Here is an 18,222-nt window from a genome sequence, read left to right as displayed (position 1 = left end):
ATAGGCTCAGTGTCGCGCTTGACCGGGTTGAGGTGTGCGGTCCCGGCTCCGCCGCAAAATCTAGCGGCTTGCCTCTCCGGCTACCCCGCGGAATCTATCTCGCATGAGCACGAAGTCGCGCGAAGTTCTCTGGGGCGGCCGGATCATGGGCGCAAAGATCCATGCCGAGGGAGCCCGCGAGCGCGCCGAGCAGGCCGTTCGCGAGGCGGACCGGGCTGTGGCCGAAGCCTGGTCCGGCCGCATGGAAGGCTATGGTGGCCCTGCCCAGCAGTCTCCGACGACTGGCCAATGTCTCAATGGCGGGCTTCCTTGGCTGGAGGTCGAGTGCGCCCGATGCAAGACACGCGCGAGCCCGCCGCTCGATGCCATTCGCCGGCCCAAAGATGCGCCGCTGTGGATACTCGAATCTTCGATGAAGTGCAGGTCGTGCCGCACACGGCGATATGCGCTGCCCGCTCGCATGACCAAGCTCGCCGAAACGCGACAGATCACGCCTTACAAGCGGGTACATCCGACTGAAGAGCGATAGGCGGTGCTGGACCTAAAGCGCAAGCTCGCGGAGGTTCGCCGCGATGCCCATTGAAGTCTAGCAGCGGAGCTTCATCCGGACGACGGCTGCTTTCGATAATTAGGCATTATCGAGCCTGTGAGATCATCACTATAGGAAGGCTCAGTGCCGACGCCTCTATTCGCGCCAAAGAGTTCGATCTAGGTGGTGTTGACGAGAACGCAAAGGTCCTTCCATTTGCCCTCGATTGCGATTATTTCCCTCTCAACCTAGGGAGGATTAATGCCGGAACCGTTCACACTTACCACCCTGCTCCTCGCCGGCGCGGCCGCGGCTGGGACCGAGGCCGTCAAGGAAGGCACGAAGGACGCTTATCGCAAACTCAAGGACAAGGTCGGCGAGCTGTTTGGTCCCAAGGCGGCCAAGGCCCTTGTGAAACTCGAGGATGCCGGCACCCAGACCGAAGGCGGCAAAGAACTCGAACGCTATGTCGGGGACAACCTCGATCCGGAAGAGGCGGTCCAGATCCAACCGTTAGTCGACGCGCTCGTCCAGGCGTTGAGGGACGACGCTGTAGCCAAGTCCGCCGCGCACGCCCGAGTCGGGCTCGACATTGAGGCCGGCGGCAACGCGCTGGTCCGCAACATCGAAGGCGCGCGTGAAGTCGTTGCCAAGGTAAAGGCGGCGCAGGACGTCACCATCGAAGGTTTCCGCATGGATACCGGGCGAGATCCGGGAAAATAGCCGGCACGCTCTCAGGTCCAAACAGCGCGCCGGTCACCAACACGGATCGATATGCCCCTGGCGTCGTTGTCACGGCGAACGCAGGGCGGGACAACCATTTTGTCAACAATTACGGGCCTGACGAGGCTCAGATCGCGTTTATTGTCGGTCAGGTTCTGAGCTCTCGTCCCCAGCTCTTGATCGGGCCGGAGACCGCCAGCGCCTCACCGCACGAACAATATCTTTCCGACCAGCTCGATCGCCTGCGGGACGACGCTAAGGATATCGACCCCGACACTAGTCTCAAGCTTTTCCGCAGCTTTCTTGACAGGCTTCCCGCGGACGCGAGCGCCACGATCCGCTACCGGGCTAAGGCCAATATCGGCCTGCAGCACCTCGCTCGCGGCGAGGGGGCGGAAGCGGTCCGCTGGCTGATTGAGGCCTTTAACGAGGCGCCAGATGATCCCCGCGCCGTGGCCAATCGTGCCTTGGCCCTGCACCTCAGCGGCAATGCCGAGGAGGCCTACCGCTTCGGACGGGAGCAGCTTGCGGCGGATCCGACCAATGAGATGCTGGCGTCCTATTTGCCCCAGATCGCCGTCGGGGTCGCCTGGGTCACCGACGGGCTTGAGGGCATTCCAGAGGCGCTTCGTGACAATGAAGCCGTCATCGTCGGCCAGGCCGTGTTCTTGCGCGGCCGCAATTTGGGCCCGCAATGGTGGAACTTTGTCAAATCGGCGCTAACGCGATTCCCGGAGTCCGAAAACCTCAAGCTGCTCGCGGCGGTCGCGGAGGTCGACGCGATCACGCAAGACGAAGAGGCCCAGCGCAGCCAGATCTTCGACGCGGAGCAGCGCGAACGACTTGTCGCCGCGGCCGCGGTCCTCGACGCCAACTGGCAGGCTCGGCCATGGCTGTTGAAGAGTAGCTTCGACGATGCCGCCCAGACGCTCGCCAACGCGATGATCGCCTATCGGATGCTGCACGACCGCGAGACCGCGCTCGCTCGTGCGGCGCGCATCGCCGACGCAGCGATCACCGATCCGGCTATCCTACTTAATGCCGTGATGGTCGCCCTCAGCTTCAACCAGGATGACCTAGCGCGGCGTTTGATCGCGCTTTCGCCCGATGACCCTGACCTTGCCTTTCACGCCGGCGTCATCGCGCTCCAAGACGGCGACTGGGCCGAAGCGGCAACCGCATTCGGCAAGGCCAACGTCCCAGACAGCGAAAAGCGTGTCGCCGAGACGGCGATTGCGCTCGCGCCAATCAAGGCGGCGGGCAGACCTGCCGACGGCAGCGCCACGGATCCGGCGCCGCTCGAAGCGCTCCTCGCAGCCACTTGCGACAGTCCGCGGGGGCTGATCCTAATCGCGCAAGTCGCGCTCATGCTCGGACTAGAAGAATTGTCTGAACAGGCCCTTGCGGCGGCGGTTGCCGCGGTGCCAGACGACTGCCACCTTGCTACCCGGCTGATGGTGGCACATCATGCAGCGCGTGCTGGCTCGCCGGCGACGGTGATCCGTCTCCTTGACGGCCACCTGCCGTTCGACGGTTTCGATGCCGAGCATGAGCGGCTGGCCGTCGCCCACGCTAACGAGCATCCTCATCGTCCGAGAAATCTTGCTTACTTCGACGGTCTGCCGGGTCGATTGCGGGACCTCCACGGGATTGCACGCGCCTACGCCAGTCTTCTGCTCGATCTCGATAGGCGGCCTGAGGCCGTCCGCCTGCTGCATCGCCTCCATGCCGAAGACCCGACCGATACCTTTGTGGCGTTGCGCCTTGTGGAGGCGCTTCGACGTTCCAACGATGCCGCAGGTGCCGGCGCCGTGCTGCGCGCACTCGATCTTGAGCGCTCAAGCGGACCGCCAGAGCTCATCATGGCGCTTGCTCAACTTGTCATGCGGGAGGGACATCCCGAGCGAGCCTATCCAGTTGCCTACGACCTTGTCCGGCGTCATGCGGATAACCCGCGTGTCGTGCTCGGCTATGCGGGCCTCAGCCTGTTGCTCCAAGATACCAATCCAATGTTCGCGATGTCGGCGGCGGGCGTCGGCGCATACGTCTTGATCGAGGGGCCGGACGGCTCGCAACAAAGCTTCATCATTGACGAGGGCGGCGACTTTTTCGGACTGCGTGTCCTAGCCCCCGGCTCCGGAATCGCGGCGCGTGTAAACGGGCTTCGCCGTGGTGAGACCTTCGAGCTGCCCAAGCTCGGCATGGAGGACGAGCTCTGGACCGTCACCGAGGTCGCCAGCAAGTATTTGCAGCTGTACCACCGCGTGCTCGAGGAGTTCGAGACCCGCTTCCCGGATACACCGGGGATGGCGCGCTTCACAGTCGGACAGGACAACCTGGACAAGGTGCTCGAAATCGTTCGCCGCGGCGCCGACCAGAATGCGAGCATCGCGCGGCTCTATATGGAGGAGGCGCTGCCGCTCGCTGCCGTCGCGCGCGTGGGCGGCGCGGACGCCGTTAGCTTTGCCCAATTCATCCGGAGCTTGGGTGGTCGGATCATCACCTGCGCAGGATCCGCGGGTGAACGCGATCGTGCCGCCCTCTTGGCACGACGACATCGTGATCGTGCCGCCGTCCTAGATCCCTATACCGCATGGGTCGCCGTCGAGATCGACACACTGCCGGTACTGAAGGCTTATTTCGGCACCTTGCGCACACCAGCCTCGACGATCGCGATGATCGACCGCATGATCGCGCGCGAGAATGAAGGGCGCGGGCGCGAACAGATGACCATTGGCTTTCACGATGGCCGGTTCTACCGCAACGAGGTCACTGATGAGGGCCGCGACCGTCAAATCGCAGGTCTCACCCGCGTGCGTGAGACCATTCTCGCGAACTGCGAGATCGTCCCAGTCCTCGTCCCTGACACCATATCCGAGTCGGCTGAGACAGTCCTTGGTGTTGGCGGAAGCCGTTTCCTCGATGCCGCCTTTCTCACGAGCGAAACCGGCGCCTTGCTGCTGTCCGACGACAAGCGTTACCGTGATATATCGGCTGCGGCGGTCGGGTGTAACGGCGCTTGGTTGCAGGTCGCATTGTTCGAGGCAGTTCGAGCCCGTCATCTGTCCTTTGAGCGCTACGCGATGGCAATCGCAGGACTTTCCGAACGTGCACACGCGCATATTGCGCTGAGCGCTCCACTCCTTTACGCCATCGCGTGTCAGGACGGCGACGGGTTTCCCGGATTGCGCGCCGCGCTAAAGTTCCTGGCCGGTCCGACAGCGGAGATGCGATCGCACCGCGCGGTGCTTCACGAGTTCCTTATGCGGTTGTGGTCCTCAGACGCGGTCTGGCGATCGCAGGCTCTCCTCTCCCATCAAAAGACCCTAGCTGTCACTGGTCTCGCGCTCGAAGCATACCTGGCCAACAGAAGCCAGGATTGGCGCCAACTGCTTTACGACATCATCGGCCGGAGCAGCGGCGAGTTGTCCGCGTATCTTGCCTCCTGGCTGCAAGGCCATTTCGTTTTGGATGAACTCTTAGCCGCTGCAAAAGGGGCGGATGCGCGAAAGCCCCGCAAGAATAAGGCAAACTAAACTCGTCCTTCGTCGAGAGGTCTAGCACCCTGAATTTTGATAATCGGACGTTATCGGGTTTAGCGCGATGATGCAGCACCCCGGTCCCGCACACGCTGATCGACCGAAGCCGCCGACAAAAGCTGCGCGTTGCTGACATCAGCGACTCCGATTGTCGTCGATTCTATGGTTTTTGTCCGTCGTCCATCATTGGCGCTCAAAAACACCAGAGACAACAAATCGAGAAGTTGCGGCAAGCGAGGCCGAGCTCCGACAGGTGAGCGTGGTGCTAGATGCCAGAATCCAGCAGGGGATGACGGTCCCCTGAGTTACGAACTCAAACCCTGTGCCACTTCCTCCCGACTGAGACGTGAACGGCATTGTGAACGGAATATTGCCGGCGGCGCATGTCCCGCTTGCGACCGAAATATCCAGCTCCCAAAAAACGACTTTGCCCCAATTTTTGTATCGCGCACTATTAGTCGTGAATGTTGCGCCTGAGCACGTTGGCGACGCCGAAAATGCCGTCCAGGCTGTCTGATCAATCGTAAGTGTGCAGGTGCCGCTCGAGGTGATCGTACAGGTGCCGCTCGTCGCGACTCCATTGCCGGACGAAATCTGTACCGTAGTCACCGTCCCGGTACCTGGAGCGGTTGTCCAGGATGGATTGGCTGCCGGTCCTCCGCTCGTAAGCGTTTGTCCAATCGAGCCGGGACTGAGCGCGGCCCAAGACGAGGCGTCGCGATAGATCATGCTTCCTTGGACCGTACCGAAGAGCTTATCGAGCACTGCTGAAATTGCGTTGTCAGATGGCGAGGCAGGGCCACCCGAAATGTTCGATTTGATCGTTCCATCGGGCATCGTCGCCATCTTGACGTTGCTGACAACATTAGGCTGGATAGTGACCACCCCAGTTGAGGCGTTCACTTGCACATCTCCGGATGCAGTGAAGCCACCTAGTCCACCATTGTTGTTGAACTGGATTTGGCCGTTGGTCCCTCCAGCCAATTGATTCAGCGCTTGTTGCACAAATGCGGTGGAGGCGGCCTGATTGTTGCTCGTACCGTGCGCAGGCGTCGGCACGACACAGTTTGGGTTCTGCGGGCCGCAACCTTGGGCATTCACCTCAGGTGATAGAAAGGGCAGAAGCGCCACGAGCCAAAAGAGGATTGAGACAGCTTTCTTTCGTGCCAGCATTTCCTATAACTCCGATTGTGGAGTCGCACAGGACCAGCGTAGCCGCGCCGGTTAAAACTCATCAGTCGGAGTTGCGGCTGAGTTCCGATAATCACGCCTTACCGTCACTTTGAACTCGCAACGGTCATTCCGCCCGTCTCCGAACCCGAAAGGTGGATCTCCAAGAAGCGCCGCTTGACCGAGCTCGAGCTGCTTGCCCACGCATCCTCTAGGCATTTCAGCTGGGCTTGCTCTCGTTCGGCTTTTGCCAAAATGCCCGCCTTCGTTCGGTCGCTGATCAGCTGGCGGACGGCAGCGTCGGACATAGCAGCCTTCGTACCCTCGCTCACCCGTCGTCGCCAGGCCGGATCTGAGCTGCGGTTGTCGACCCTCTCCCTCACGTCTGGGCGCACCATGGCCGCACGCGTGCGCTCGCTAACGATTGCGCGAACCTGAGGATCGGCCATGCGCTCCTTCGTCTTCTCCGCGTGCGCAGCGCGCGCGGCAGGGTCCGCCCAATGGGCATTGGCCCTGGCCCGGGATATCTCTTTCGACGCCTCGCTCCGTGCAGGTCGTTTCACGTGCAACTCCCCCCTACCCGGGCCTGCGGCCAAGACGCCGGACACCGCCGCCATCCACGGAAGGCGCGGCCGCGAACGAGGCTGAAACGCCGCCGAGGCCTGGAGCACCGCCATACGGCACAAGTAGCGGCGCCGAGGCTTTTGACGCAGGGACTGGCGATCCTTCTTGAGTGGGGGACTGGCCTTCGAGGATCGAGAGCCGCACCATCACGGCGCGCACCAGCCCCTTCAGTTCATCCACTTCGATGCGAAGCCTCTGCGCCTCCGGCAGATCAGCGACCCGTTCTCGTTCGAGCTCCTCGGCCCGCGCCTCTAAGCCGAGCACCAGCTGATCGTTCGCCTGAAATGCAGTATCGAGCGAGATCACGTCAGCATCCACGTCCGGCGCTCGGCCGAAGACCGGAATGGCTTCCCTCGGTTTCAACGCCAGGATCGCGTCGCGAGCGGCCTCATATCGGGGCTTCAGATCTCGGATCTGATCAACGACCACCTGCCATCGAGCAAGCTGGTTCTCCGCAACAATGCGGGCACCCCCCGCATCGCCCCCGGCGCCTTCCGGGCGAATATTGATTGAGCCGAAGTTGGGGTTGCTCAGGCGCGGCACGTCTCGGTTCGTGTTTCTCATCGCTTTGCTCCTTCAGGGCAGTTCACGGTTGCTCAGGAGTTCGCGAAGCGCGCGCTCCAGGAATGCAAAATCAGGAGGGATCGAGGGGTTAAAGATGCTGCTCGAAGCACAATCGGTACCGGTATCGTAGCGAAGGAGCGCGCTGATGACGCCCCTGTCGTCGAGCAGCCGCATCTCGATATGCTTGGCCAACACGCCTTCCAGACGAATATCGACGTGGATCACGGAGTGTTCGGGGCGAAGTGCCTCGGCGCCTCGCGCCGTTACCGCCGACCGCAGCGGAGGCTCCGCACACGCGATGCGGGCCAGTTCTATCAGAATACGCCCGCGGTCAAGCTTGCGGATATCCACGATATGGTCGCTGACCTTTCGCAGTTCCTCCACTCGAGCGACGATATCTCGTGATTGCGCCAACCGGTTCTGATTGCCGCGATGCCAGTTGTATCCGGCGGCAACCATAGCATCGCCCCGCGATTTGCCGTCGGCAAGTGCTTGGGCGAAGAGTTCGTGACGGTAGTTGCGAAGGCGTGCCATCAACGTGCCCCCGTCTTCGGCACAATCTGCAATCGACGCTTCTGCGGCCGCTTTGCGCGGTCCCCGCCAAATTCGTACCCGTCCGCCTTGGCGTCAAACGCCAACGTGCCTAGGTCGGCATCGGAGCCATCTCTGACTAGTGCCTGCTGCAGCCGTGGGTAGGCCTCGGCAACGGCATCCGTGGTGTAGATTTTGGCAGTAGCATATCGGGCCGCGATCTCATCCGCGACAACAGGGGACAAGGAGCGGATCTTCTCCATCGTGCTCTCCGTGCTGATCATCGGCCTCCCGACGTAGCCCGGCTCTTTCATGATCACGAAAGCGTTGCGCATCTCGAGCTGCGCAAGCTCTCGGACGTTGTCGACCAGGTCCCGGCGCGTCGTCGGATCAATCCGGAGCTGCTGGCCAGACTCGAAGGTGTTGAAGGTGTTGGCGACCAGATCCCGGCGAAGGCCATTGAGTAGAGTAACTGCATCTGCCGCACGGATAAGCGGATGAAGTCGCTTTTGGTCAGCCTTGAACGCAGGCTTTCCGTCCTCCCTTGCAGCCGACTTCAGCGTCACAAACGCCTTTTCGCTTGACGGGAGCTTGGACAAGAATTGCTCCGCATCCGCATCGCGGAAAGATTTCACCAGATTGTCGTAGCTGGCGACGTCCTGGTTATATTTTCCGTTGCTCTGGCCCATCAGGTCCCAAAACTTCGTGGTTACGTCTGACGTCCTGGTGGGATCCTTGATGAAGCGCCGGAAGAACACCGCGTCGTCCCAGTTGGCCGCCGGCGCGTCCTGGTCAACGCCTTGCGACAAGGCCATGGCGTCGCGGCCCCATGTGCCGAAAGCAGCCCCGACGGCATAGTCGACCTTGATGGGCGACACCCCAATCGTGCGCCCGATATATTTGGCCAGCCCGCTCGTGCGGTCCGTGTACTGCTCTGCGGGCGTCCGGCGCGCGATCGTATCTGGGACAATATCGCGGCCCGTGAAGAGGCTTTTGCCCGTCGCCAGCTCGATCGGCGTCCGGATAATCGGGATGTCGGTAAGGGGATTCGGGGGCGCGAGGACGTCCCAAGCGGCCTGCGCAAACTGCCCCGCCGCGCGCGGATCATCCTGCGCGAACCGCTGGTAGGCGTATTCGCCAGATGTGAAACCAAGACCGAGTTCGAAAGGTTTGGGCACGAGCAGGATTTTGCCGCCGACGGGAATCACGAAGTGCGTGCCTTTGATCCGAGGGCTAGCATCGCGATATGCTTCGCTGGTCGCGTTGAGAGCCGCCCAGCCGGCACCCAGAACGGCGCCTACTCCAAAGACCTTGCCCCAGGAAGCCAGGGCATTGCGGAAATCTGCCGCGTCCGTCGCAAGCACTTGGTCACCGCGAACCTTGTCGAGCACCGGCCGCACCATCGTGCGGTAGGCTTTATTGAGCCCTTGGAGGTGAGCATTGATGAACGGCACATAGCGGCGCACCGCTTCCGTCCGAGAACCATGCCGGGAAAAATCTAGGATATCAGTCGCCTGAAAGGCCGCTTCGATCATCGCTTCATAGTCCGACAAGCCTTCCAACTTTTTGGCCGCGAACACCTTGCCAAAGACCGAGTTGCGCGTACCAGCTTCCGTGAAAGACGCGAGCTCCAGTGCTCCTTTCAGGCTGGTCACTCGGTTTACGAGGTATCCCTTCTTTGCCAGAGCTTGGACGTCCGCCTCGATCGCCCGCTCGACTGGGGCAATGCCGGCGCCAGCCGAGACGCCCCCACCCACGCCGTAGAGCCGTGCCGCCTCGCTCTGAGCGAATTCGCCGTGGATTCCCCTCAGGCCGCTGACGATCGGGACGTAGTCGCTACGCAAGAGCGCCGTTGCGAATTGGTCACGGATGTAATTGGACAACGCGAAGGTCGGGTTTGTCACGATGCCCGTGCGAACCAGTGACGAAGATGCTGCGACAACCTCTGAGAACAGGTCCGTCATCTTCGCAGGAAGCGCGGTCACCAGTTCATAAAGCGGAAGGCCTTCCGCCTCGGACATGAAGCGTGCGGCGCGGAGCTCGCCGCCTTCCTTGTAGAATACGATGGGCTCGCCTCGCTTGCCGGTCGGCTCCATCTTGAAGAACGAGCCAATGATCGGATCTTCTCCGAACACATCCGTGAGGGTGCCGGTAACAAAGGCTGTGTCGTCGGCATCGACCCCGTGCTTCTTGGCAAGCCGCTCTACCGCCTCGGCCAAATCGAACGTGTATTGCCGCGCTTCCTGCGCCGGTATCCGCTCGACATATTTGCCCCCGGCAAGTTTGGCCTGTTCCGCAAGGCGCACGAACGAGCGGATGACATCGTTGTGCTGCAGCGTCCTGTTGACGAGGAACGTCTGCGTCATGATCGACTCGATCGGGTCCTTGATATCCCTCGAGGAGCCGGTCATCCGCTTGACCACCTGCGTCAGGCCCGGCCCTTCGGACGAGGACTCAAAGCCCGATCCCGCCAGAGGCTTGTCCGAGAGATCACGCATGAACGGGACGTAGAACTCTTCCTTCCCTAGCTTCTCGAACAGCTCAGCGGGAATCAGGCCCCCATCGTACGCCTTACGCAGAAGCTCACGCGTGTACGCGTGCACCATATCCGAGGCGTGACGGAACGTGGGATTTGCCGCCTCAAGGTCCGCCATGGCCCGCGCGGCGTCACCGAGGGAAAAGGCCGCTGGCGGGTTCAGCAGCTGACCGTCCTTGAACTTCCGCCACAGCACCGCAGCGCGACGCGCGACCAGGTATGCGCTGAACTGCTCTTTCTTGATGGGGTCCCATTTACCCCAGCCGCCCGAATTCCGGCCCCCTGTCGCTGTCTCGAGCGCGGCCGAAAGTGATGGTCCTTCAGGGATCGTGGCATGGTAGGGCCGCACCCCCTCCATCATATCTCCAACGGCAGCCTGCTGAGACCGGCCCGCGAGGCGCATGAGGATTTCGGGATTGTCGGCCGCCTTGAGGTCGAGTGGCTTTCCGGTTTGTTCGCTGATCGCACGCGCCAGGTCACGCACGGCCGTGGCCACAGGCGCACGCTCGTCGAGGATCGCTCGATAGGCGTTCTGCAGCACCGATTTAATGACGACGGGCAAACCGTCGTCGCGCACGGCGGCGATGCCTTTGGCGATCAGTCCATGCGGCTCCTCGTCGAAGCTGCGCACAACCGAGCCGATCGCATTGACCGACGGCGCTTCGAGATAGGCCCGATACGCCTCGCCGGCTCGATCGAGCGTTGCCAGCAGATCCGGCGCCCGTCTCCGCATGAAATCGCGGAAGGCGTTGGTGAACTGGGAGGCGTTTTGCTCGGCCCAGGCCGGGTTGCCGATGTAACGCCGCACAAACTCGGCGAACCCTTCTTTCACATGCACGGACGGATCGTAAGCCGCAGGGTTGGTAACCATTGGCCGCAGTTCGCTGCCAAAGCGCTCGGTCAGGTCGGTTAGGTCCTGCCCCACTTTGTATTCGATCGCGTGTCCTGCTTCGTGAGCAACTACCTCGAAGTCCGGCACCTCCCGCACACGGACGACGCCGGTACCCGGCGTGAAAACGCCGAGTGCAGAACGCGGGCGCACCCGCCCCTCACGCAAGGGGAATTCAAGTTGCTTTGCGATATCCATCGCCTGCTGCTGCAGGCTCCGGATGGCGGTTTGCCGCTGCGGCGCAGGCGGCTCAGGAACGGGCGCTACGTCGGTCCCCGTGCCGCTTTCGACGGAAACACCCTCGCTGGGCCGCGCCTTCTCCATCGGGAGCCGGCCCCCGCTTTGGCGACTGCTGAGCGCCGCCAATTCGGCCGGCGGCGCCATCGATAATTGCCTGTTATCGGAACCTTGGCTCGGAGCTGCTGCAGCCTCCCTCGCCGCGCCACCAGGCTGCGTCAGGTCGAGGGATTCAGCTCGGCCTGGTGTTCCTTGATTGCTTGCAGCGAGCGCGTCTCGAGGTCCGCGGCCGCCGACCGCAGAGCTTTGTCGTTGTACGCGTCTGCCACGCGCCGTGCCGTGCGCGCCATAACCAGAGCTGCTGGTGAGGAAAAGGCCGCCCTCGTCGGTTCGTTTGACATAACCCTCTGCTCCTTTTCCCGCTGCAAGCTTCTGGACGTCGCGGGCACTCACCGGCACCAGGCCGAGGTCGAGCCCCGCCTCGGCCGTCACCTTACGTGCCTCATCGGCATAGAAGCGGAGAGCGTCGGATATCCGCTGGCCCGCCGCCGCGCGTCGACCGGACGGATCGTAGAACATCCGCATGAACGCTTCCACCGGTTCGCTGAGCCGATCGAATGCATCCTGTTGATCAAGGTGTGATTGTAGCTTCGTGCCTTTGGTGCGCAGATCGGCCGTCCGCTGAACTGCTTCCAGCAGCTCCGGCGTCAGATCCATATCGGCACGGACGAAGCCCGACTCGATCTCGGCTCGCATCTTCGCCCAGTTCGGCGCGGCCGAGACCAGGGCGTTCGAGATGCTCTTGCTGTCGTCGGTCAAGGACTCGGCAATGCGCGTGAGCACGTGTGCGTTGCCGTAGGCGCGGGCCAGCACAGCGTTTCGGATCCGGGTGAGCCCTTCGGCCGACAGTCCTCCTCCGGCATCGAGCATGGCAGCTCGCTCGGTCGGCGGCAGCTTCGCGACGAACGCGCGGGTGAAATCGCGGTTCGCTAGCGCGCCCAGGTCGTCGGCGTTGCGGATCAGGTCGAGCGTTTCGGTCGGAAGTAGGCGAGCATCGGCCAGCGCCCGTTCCGGCGCAGAGAGGCCAAGGGATGCCGACTGGTTTGCCGCGACCGTGAAGGCCTGCCGCTCTTCAGGCGACAATTCGGTAAGCCGCACCCGAACCAGCACCGGCTCCCGGAAGTGCGCAAGGTCGACACCCTGCTGGACCAGCCATTCGCGGTATCGCTGCGCTGCTTCCCCACCCTCGTGATAGGCGCGACGGATGGCCATGACGCGGCCGTTACCGCTTTCTACCATCGCATCAGGCCCGACGATGGGGGCGCCGCGGTCCGCCTCTGAGGATAAGCCCAAGCGATTGGGATCGAGACGATTGGCGATATCGGCAATCTGCGCCTGGCTTGCCGCCCTATCGCGATCGCGCGGCTGCAAGGTTGGGTCGAAGTCAGCATCCGACGATGCCTTAAGGTCGGAGGCTTCGATCACCCGCGGCGCGACGTCGATCGAGCGGCCGTCAGCTACCGCGACACGATGATTTGCCAGGTTGGGAACAGCGTCGCCCGGAAGGCCAGCCGATCCGATGCGAGCCACAGGCATCGGAGCCGAACCGGAGGCTGCCGAAGCCGACGGCACCGATCGTTCTATCGGGGCTGAAAGGAAGTCGGCGAGCTCGCGCATCTGCTCATCGACAAGTTCCCTCGCGTCGTGGCCGTTGCCGTAACGCCTGGCCCGCTCGCGGAATGCGTCCTTCAAGAAGGCTTGCGGATCGCGGCCGGCCTTCTTCTCCTCGTTCAGGGCCGTCAGGATGGTAAGGACGGATTCGCGCTGGCGAGAGTTCATCTGCGACCAGTCGTGCGCCTTGGGGATCTCGCGTACCGCGGCGGCCACCGCGGCGATCGCGTCTTCCCGACCGTTTTCAATGTCCTGGAGGTTACGGGCGAGGTAGTGCCAATTCTCAGCGACGGAATGCTCGGACCATCCCTGGCCATTCAGCCAGTTCTCGTCCGCCTCGGTCAGACCGACCTCACGCTCCAGCTTGTCGATCTGCGCATCCAGCGCGCGCGCTTCGCCATCGCGAGCGTTGTCCCAAGCGCGGTCAGACTTCCGGTGCAATGCTCGCCACTCGTCAGCGCGATCACCGAAGATCTGGTCCTCAACCCGGCGCTGCTGCTGCTCGAGGCCGGCCGCAACGTCGCGAGCTCGCCCTGCTGACAATTCTCCGCCCATCGCCAGATCGAGGGGATCTGGCGCTTCCGGCGGCGGGCGATGCGACTGCTTCGTCGCCTGGCCTTCATTCGAGCCGACGCTCGGGGCCTCTGACGAGCCCTCCGTGGCGTTCGATAATGGGGGTTTATCGAAAGCTTGCGCGTCCGCTCCTGCTTCGTTCGCGATGTGGTCTTGCCTACCAGAAGCCTCCGCCGGCGCGGTCCCCTCTGATGCATTCTCGGCCACTCCTTCGGTCGCCGCGCGCGCCGTCGCAGCGTTGGCGAACTGAGGATCCTCACTGGCCAGGTCGGCGTGGATATTCTTGACCTTCGCCGAAGAAAGCAGTTCGCCGCCGACGTGAAGGCCGCCGCCGATCACGGCACCAGTCGCCATCGCCCAGCCCGTATCCGAAAGGCTGTAGTTCTTGCGCACCCCACCTGCGACCTCAAAGCCCTGGACAACGGGATTGATGGCACCCGTGATAAGCGCCTGCTTGGCGGCCGCCGACAATGCGCGGGCGATGAAAGTGGCGCCCTTGCCGATACCTCCCAGCAAACTCTCAGGACTCAAGAGGCCGCCAGCGAGCTGGCCGGCCAAGGCTGACGCGCCCTCTTCTGTGGTGTCCCACGGCCTGATTGCATCATAACGCGCGAGATCACTCACAATCCGCGAATACTCGGCTTTCTGTTCCTTGATCCAGGACCGCCGCTCGGCCGAGCCGGCGTCCTCGGGCAGCGTAAACAAGTGCGCAAGGCCCGCCAGCTTGGTCGAGCCGTTCAAGGTCCCGCGATAGAACGAATGCACAGCGTTGAGCCGGGCCCGTTCAACCAGGCCGGCCTCACCTGCATCCGGGTCGGCGTCGAACTGATCGAAGTGATTGCTGGAAGACGGACTGTCCTCCTCTGGCACCTTAGGGCTGGTCGCCGGCAAATATCGCGCGGCCTGTTGGGTGTGGAGCGTCTCCGCATAACGCGTGGCGTTGTCTGGGCTATCGAACCTTCCAAGATGCTTGCCCGTCTTCCTGAATTGCCCAATCGCTTCATCATTTGACATAATGCGAGCATCGTCGCTGACGGTCGGGATCAAGGTCTCCTGTCCATCAATGTTCACGCCGATGGAGCGCACTGTCGAGATGCTGCCGTCGTCGTTCTTCACCACGGGACGGGTGTTGAGATCGATATTCCCCGGTTCCAGCAGGCCAGCGACGTCATCTGCCATCATCGCACCGGATAGTTTTCGAGGATCTTCTTCGCTTCGCCCGAGCCGTACTTCCGATCAAAGTCGGCAGACAGCTTTGGGTTGGTCCGCAGATCCATGATTGCCCGGGTGGGAATTGTGACACCTTCCGCGGCTGGCCTTTGGGCCGGCGGCTGCATCGGCCCCATTCCGTAACCCGGCACTGAATAGCTCGGATCAAATGGCCCGCTGCCCGATAGTGCGCGCTCAGCGGCTCCGATTTCAGCTGCCGCACCCGCCGCCCGGGCATCGGCTTCGTCGGGCACCTGCCCCAGCCCCATCTTCTTCACGAGCCGCGCTGCCACCTGTGCAACTTCGTTGTCGACCTTGTGTGCTCGTAAGGCAAAAGCAAACGCTTGGTCGGCATGAACCCCGTAAGTCTCCTGGAATTTGGTCGCGAGCGCGGTCAAAACATCGCGCTCCTGTCCGGGCAGCATCGTGCGAAGGGGCCGAGTGAGCGTGATAGCTTCGGCCTGGGTAATCGGCGACTGGTTCTCCTTTGGGATGCCGGCACGGGTCTGTGCGGCCAAACGCGCCTCAACCACGGCGCTGATTGTTTCCGGGCTTGCCGGCTCAGCTTCCGCCGCTTTCACAAATGGATCTGTTCGAACTGTTTCGGCCGGATCGATGTCACGCTGCTTCCGGAGTTTTGTGGCCGCCGTGCCCGCCATTATGTACACAGCTTGCTTTTGGTGGAAGTCTACGTCGCCAGGCTTTGGCGCGATCGAGGCGAGACGCTCATCGATCTGCCTGTCGGTCAGCGATGATAGGTCATGTGTGGCCGACCACGTCGCGAGCGCGTCGTCTCGATCTTCGGCCCATTTCTGGGCCGCGGCGGTACCAAGTGCGCGTTGAACGCGATAAGGATTGAGGTCGTCGACACCACGCCCCGTCGTGAGCATGGACGTCAGATCGCTCTTCACGAGTCCTTCGACCCGCTGCGTCTCGAGCGCAGTTTCAGCCTCCTGGTGGGAATACCGCCGCCCGAGATACGTCAACGTTGCCGCCTCGAGTGCCGGACCGGCATTGCCGCGCTGAAGAAGGTCCCGCGCCCGCGAGAAGGCCTCAGATTTGTCGGGAAGCGCGCCCCCCGTTGCGGCGTCGACCTTCTGTTCCCACAACTGCGTGAATTGACGGCTGGTCAAGTTCTCCACGCTGCCGAACCGAGCTTTGTCGCGGTCTGGAATATTCCCCCAGATTGCGGCCTTGGCCCACGCTTCGCCCTTCTGCTGCCCCTCCTTCGTCGAGAGCATGTTCTGCCAGGCAGGACGATCCGGATTTGCCATGTGGGCGGCGAAGCCGCCGGCGCCCTGCTGGTGTGTCAGGTACATCTCGGCCGCAGTTGGCAGACGTCCATATTTCTGCTCGAACTCGCCCGCTTCGTTTGCAAGTTTGCGAGCGGTCGCGCGGAGATTATCGCGCGCATTGAAGATGTCACCGCCTCCATACTTTTGAAACTGATCGTCAGAGAGTTGACCGAGGCCTTTGTAGCTGCCTTTCACTGCTGTCGGATTGCCTGAACTCTCGATGCGGATCACTCCGCGCAAGAGAGCGGGGTCAAGGCCAGCGATCGAAGCCGCCCGGTCGACCTCATCATTCAACGTAGCGGGAAGCGGCGACTGCCCGAGCGCTTCATCGCCGATCTGCTTACCGATCTGCTGGGTCCGGATGGGCTTCAGGTATGCACCGGTGTCAGCCCGGCTTTGCCCGTCCATCTGCGGCGCATATTGTACGAACATCCTGACGGCGGCATCGGAGTCGTAGCTGGCCGTTTCTTTGATGATCCGCTGAAGGTTTCGGCCCCGGTTCTTGGCGACCTCCGCCTGAACGGCCTCGGTGTCATAACCTTTCTGCTCGAACAGCTTTCGAACTTCATCATCCGAGCCGCGCAAGGCGACTTCCATACCCTGCGGGTCGGAGTTTTGATTGGCGATTGAAGCCAGGTTTGCGTTGCTGGCCGCCCTGTCGATCGCGGTTTTATCCGCCCATGCGCGCGACTGGCGGGCGGCGTGCTCGGCGGCATAGCCGTAGTATCGCGATGTGAGAAACTTCCCCGACTTCGCGACCATCGCTCTCTCGGACTCGCTCGGCGCCTGTTCCATCGCCTGCTTGTAGAGATCGTCGAGGTCTTGTTTGTATTGCGGCAGAGCATCGAGCGCCGCCTTACCTTCGAGGGTGGCATAAGCCGTGTGCCGATCCGTGACGCGATCAGCCAGCCAAGTGCCCACTTCCGCGGCGTGAACCTCGTTTTGGTTCTCCTGATGCTCCGATGCGATCTGTAGCCCTGTGTTGGCCGCCTTCTCGAGCCCGGCGCCAAACGTCCCAAGCCCCTGCGCGATCCCTCCACCGAACATGCCAGGATCGACCGTTATGCGCTCCCGCGCACCAGTGGCACCCACACTCGGATTCGAGGTCGGGAACGGCGTGTATTCGAGCGGATGTCCCATCGTCTACGACTGCTGTGGCGAAGTGATCCAGATCTAGACCACGCGAGCCATGCAGCGAACTGCTCGATGTCGTGGGGAAATTCGTACGACAAAAACTGGCTGTCGTTTGCGCTTGTTTCGCGCAACCACCTCCCCGCAAGCGCTCCCGATGGCCGAACCAGAATCCCGGATTCCTGGCCCCGCCGCCCTTAGACGCCCGCCCCTCCTCAATCTTTCCACACGCGTTGACGGGGGCCGTCCTACGGCGACCGAATGCGAAGCGCGCATAGCTCAACTCTAATTCGAACAGCCATGCGCGAGGCGAAGCCTGGACGGCTCCTGCGCCGATCTGGACAAGGTGGACGACCCGATCGTTCCGGATAACTCACTGAAGCGACAGGATATCTGCGGCGCCGGACGGCTTGGACGGCCTTTTTCGCCCTCTGTCCACATTGCGCTATGCTCCATCGCAATCATCACTCACGCATTCATGGGACGTTCTGCCAACTCTGCACGCTCTTACTGACGCCCCTTTTGATTCAAAGAAAGGAGCCGTCCAGCCGTCCAAGCCGTCCAAACTCCTTTGCCGATCGGGAGATAGCTGAAATCTGCGAGCCGTCCGAAGTCGTCCAAAGCCGACCAGGCGACGGCCGCCGCTGGAATCATTCGGTATCATTGCGACGCATTCCTGCCGAACCTGCCCTTTGATCGGACTCCCCTTTTCTGCCGATTTTGCGACCTCCGATTCCAGCTGATTTCAGAGAGCGCGTAGGTCGCAGATCGGCGGAGGCATGCAGGAACTGCACAAGAAGGCCCATCGAAGAGGTCGTTCTGACAGGGGGAGTCATTTGGTGTCCGGAAGTCCCGATTGCGGTCACAATTGTGAGGCGGGTTGCGCTGGTGAGCCGAGGTCGACCGCGGACAACGTGTCGCATTTCGATGGGAAAGGGGTGCGGGGAAGCTAAGAAGCCCGGCAGATCGTGATTGCGGCTGAGGCCGATCAAGGGCTCAAT

Annotated in this window: 9 protein-coding genes; 3 read left to right on the top strand and 6 right to left on the bottom strand. The window is 62.2% G+C overall.

Annotated features, from left to right (window positions below; genetic code table 11):
• The first annotated feature begins 103 nt into the window (after nt 1-103).
• The 3 genes from AX729_RS21565 to AX729_RS21550 all read left to right on the top strand — a co-directional run bounded on the left by AX729_RS21565 (nt 104) and on the right by AX729_RS21550 (nt 4,788).
• Nucleotides 104-529 (top strand): hypothetical protein, encoded by a 426-nt coding sequence (locus tag AX729_RS21565; protein ID WP_156457129.1) that lies wholly within the window; start codon nt 104-106, stop codon nt 527-529.
• 261 nt (nt 530-790) lie between these two features.
• The gene (locus tag AX729_RS21560) at nt 791-1,252 is read left to right on the top strand and encodes a hypothetical protein (RefSeq protein ID WP_061026381.1); all 462 of its coding nucleotides are present in this window, start codon (nt 791-793) and stop codon (nt 1,250-1,252) included.
• A gap of 176 nt (nt 1,253-1,428) precedes the next feature.
• Nucleotides 1,429-4,788 (top strand): tetratricopeptide repeat protein, encoded by a 3,360-nt coding sequence (locus AX729_RS21550; RefSeq protein ID WP_156457128.1) that lies wholly within the window; start codon nt 1,429-1,431, stop codon nt 4,786-4,788.
• Between the two features lie 186 nt (nt 4,789-4,974).
• Here AX729_RS21550 and AX729_RS39825 read toward each other — a convergent pair whose 3' ends face one another.
• From AX729_RS39825 to AX729_RS21520, 6 genes are all read right to left on the bottom strand, one after another.
• The gene (locus AX729_RS39825) at nt 4,975-5,964 is read right to left on the bottom strand and encodes a hypothetical protein (RefSeq protein ID WP_156457127.1); all 990 of its coding nucleotides are present in this window, start codon (nt 5,962-5,964) and stop codon (nt 4,975-4,977) included.
• A 104-nt stretch (nt 5,965-6,068) separates the two neighbouring features.
• Complete coding sequence (locus AX729_RS39820) at nt 6,069-6,269, bottom strand: hypothetical protein (protein ID WP_156457126.1); 201 nt, start codon at nt 6,267-6,269, stop codon at nt 6,069-6,071.
• A 268-nt stretch (nt 6,270-6,537) separates the two neighbouring features.
• The gene (locus AX729_RS21535) at nt 6,538-7,149 is read right to left on the bottom strand and encodes a hypothetical protein (RefSeq protein ID WP_156457125.1); all 612 of its coding nucleotides are present in this window, start codon (nt 7,147-7,149) and stop codon (nt 6,538-6,540) included.
• Nucleotides 7,150-7,161: 12 nt separating this feature from the next.
• Nucleotides 7,162-7,683, bottom strand: coding sequence for a hypothetical protein (locus tag AX729_RS21530; RefSeq protein WP_061026375.1), 522 nt, complete (start codon nt 7,681-7,683; stop codon nt 7,162-7,164).
• A complete protein-coding gene (locus AX729_RS21525) occupies nt 7,683-14,765 on the bottom strand; it encodes an LPD38 domain-containing protein (protein WP_061026374.1) in 7,083 nt (2,360 codons plus the stop codon). Before AX729_RS21525 ends, AX729_RS21530 begins: the two co-directional genes overlap by 1 nt.
• On the bottom strand, nt 14,765-17,230 hold the full coding sequence (locus tag AX729_RS21520) for a lytic transglycosylase domain-containing protein (RefSeq protein ID WP_156457124.1): 2,466 nt from the start codon (nt 17,228-17,230) through the stop codon (nt 14,765-14,767). Before AX729_RS21520 ends, AX729_RS21525 begins: the two co-directional genes overlap by 1 nt.
• Nucleotides 17,231-18,222 lie beyond the last annotated feature (992 nt).

Origin of the sequence: Bradyrhizobium sp. CCH5-F6 (genome assembly GCF_001556045.1) — a bacterium.
GTDB lineage: Bacteria > Pseudomonadota > Alphaproteobacteria > Rhizobiales > Xanthobacteraceae > Bradyrhizobium.
The sequence above is the reverse complement of the archived record's forward strand: the minus strand, read 5'-3'. Positions and strand labels throughout refer to the sequence as shown.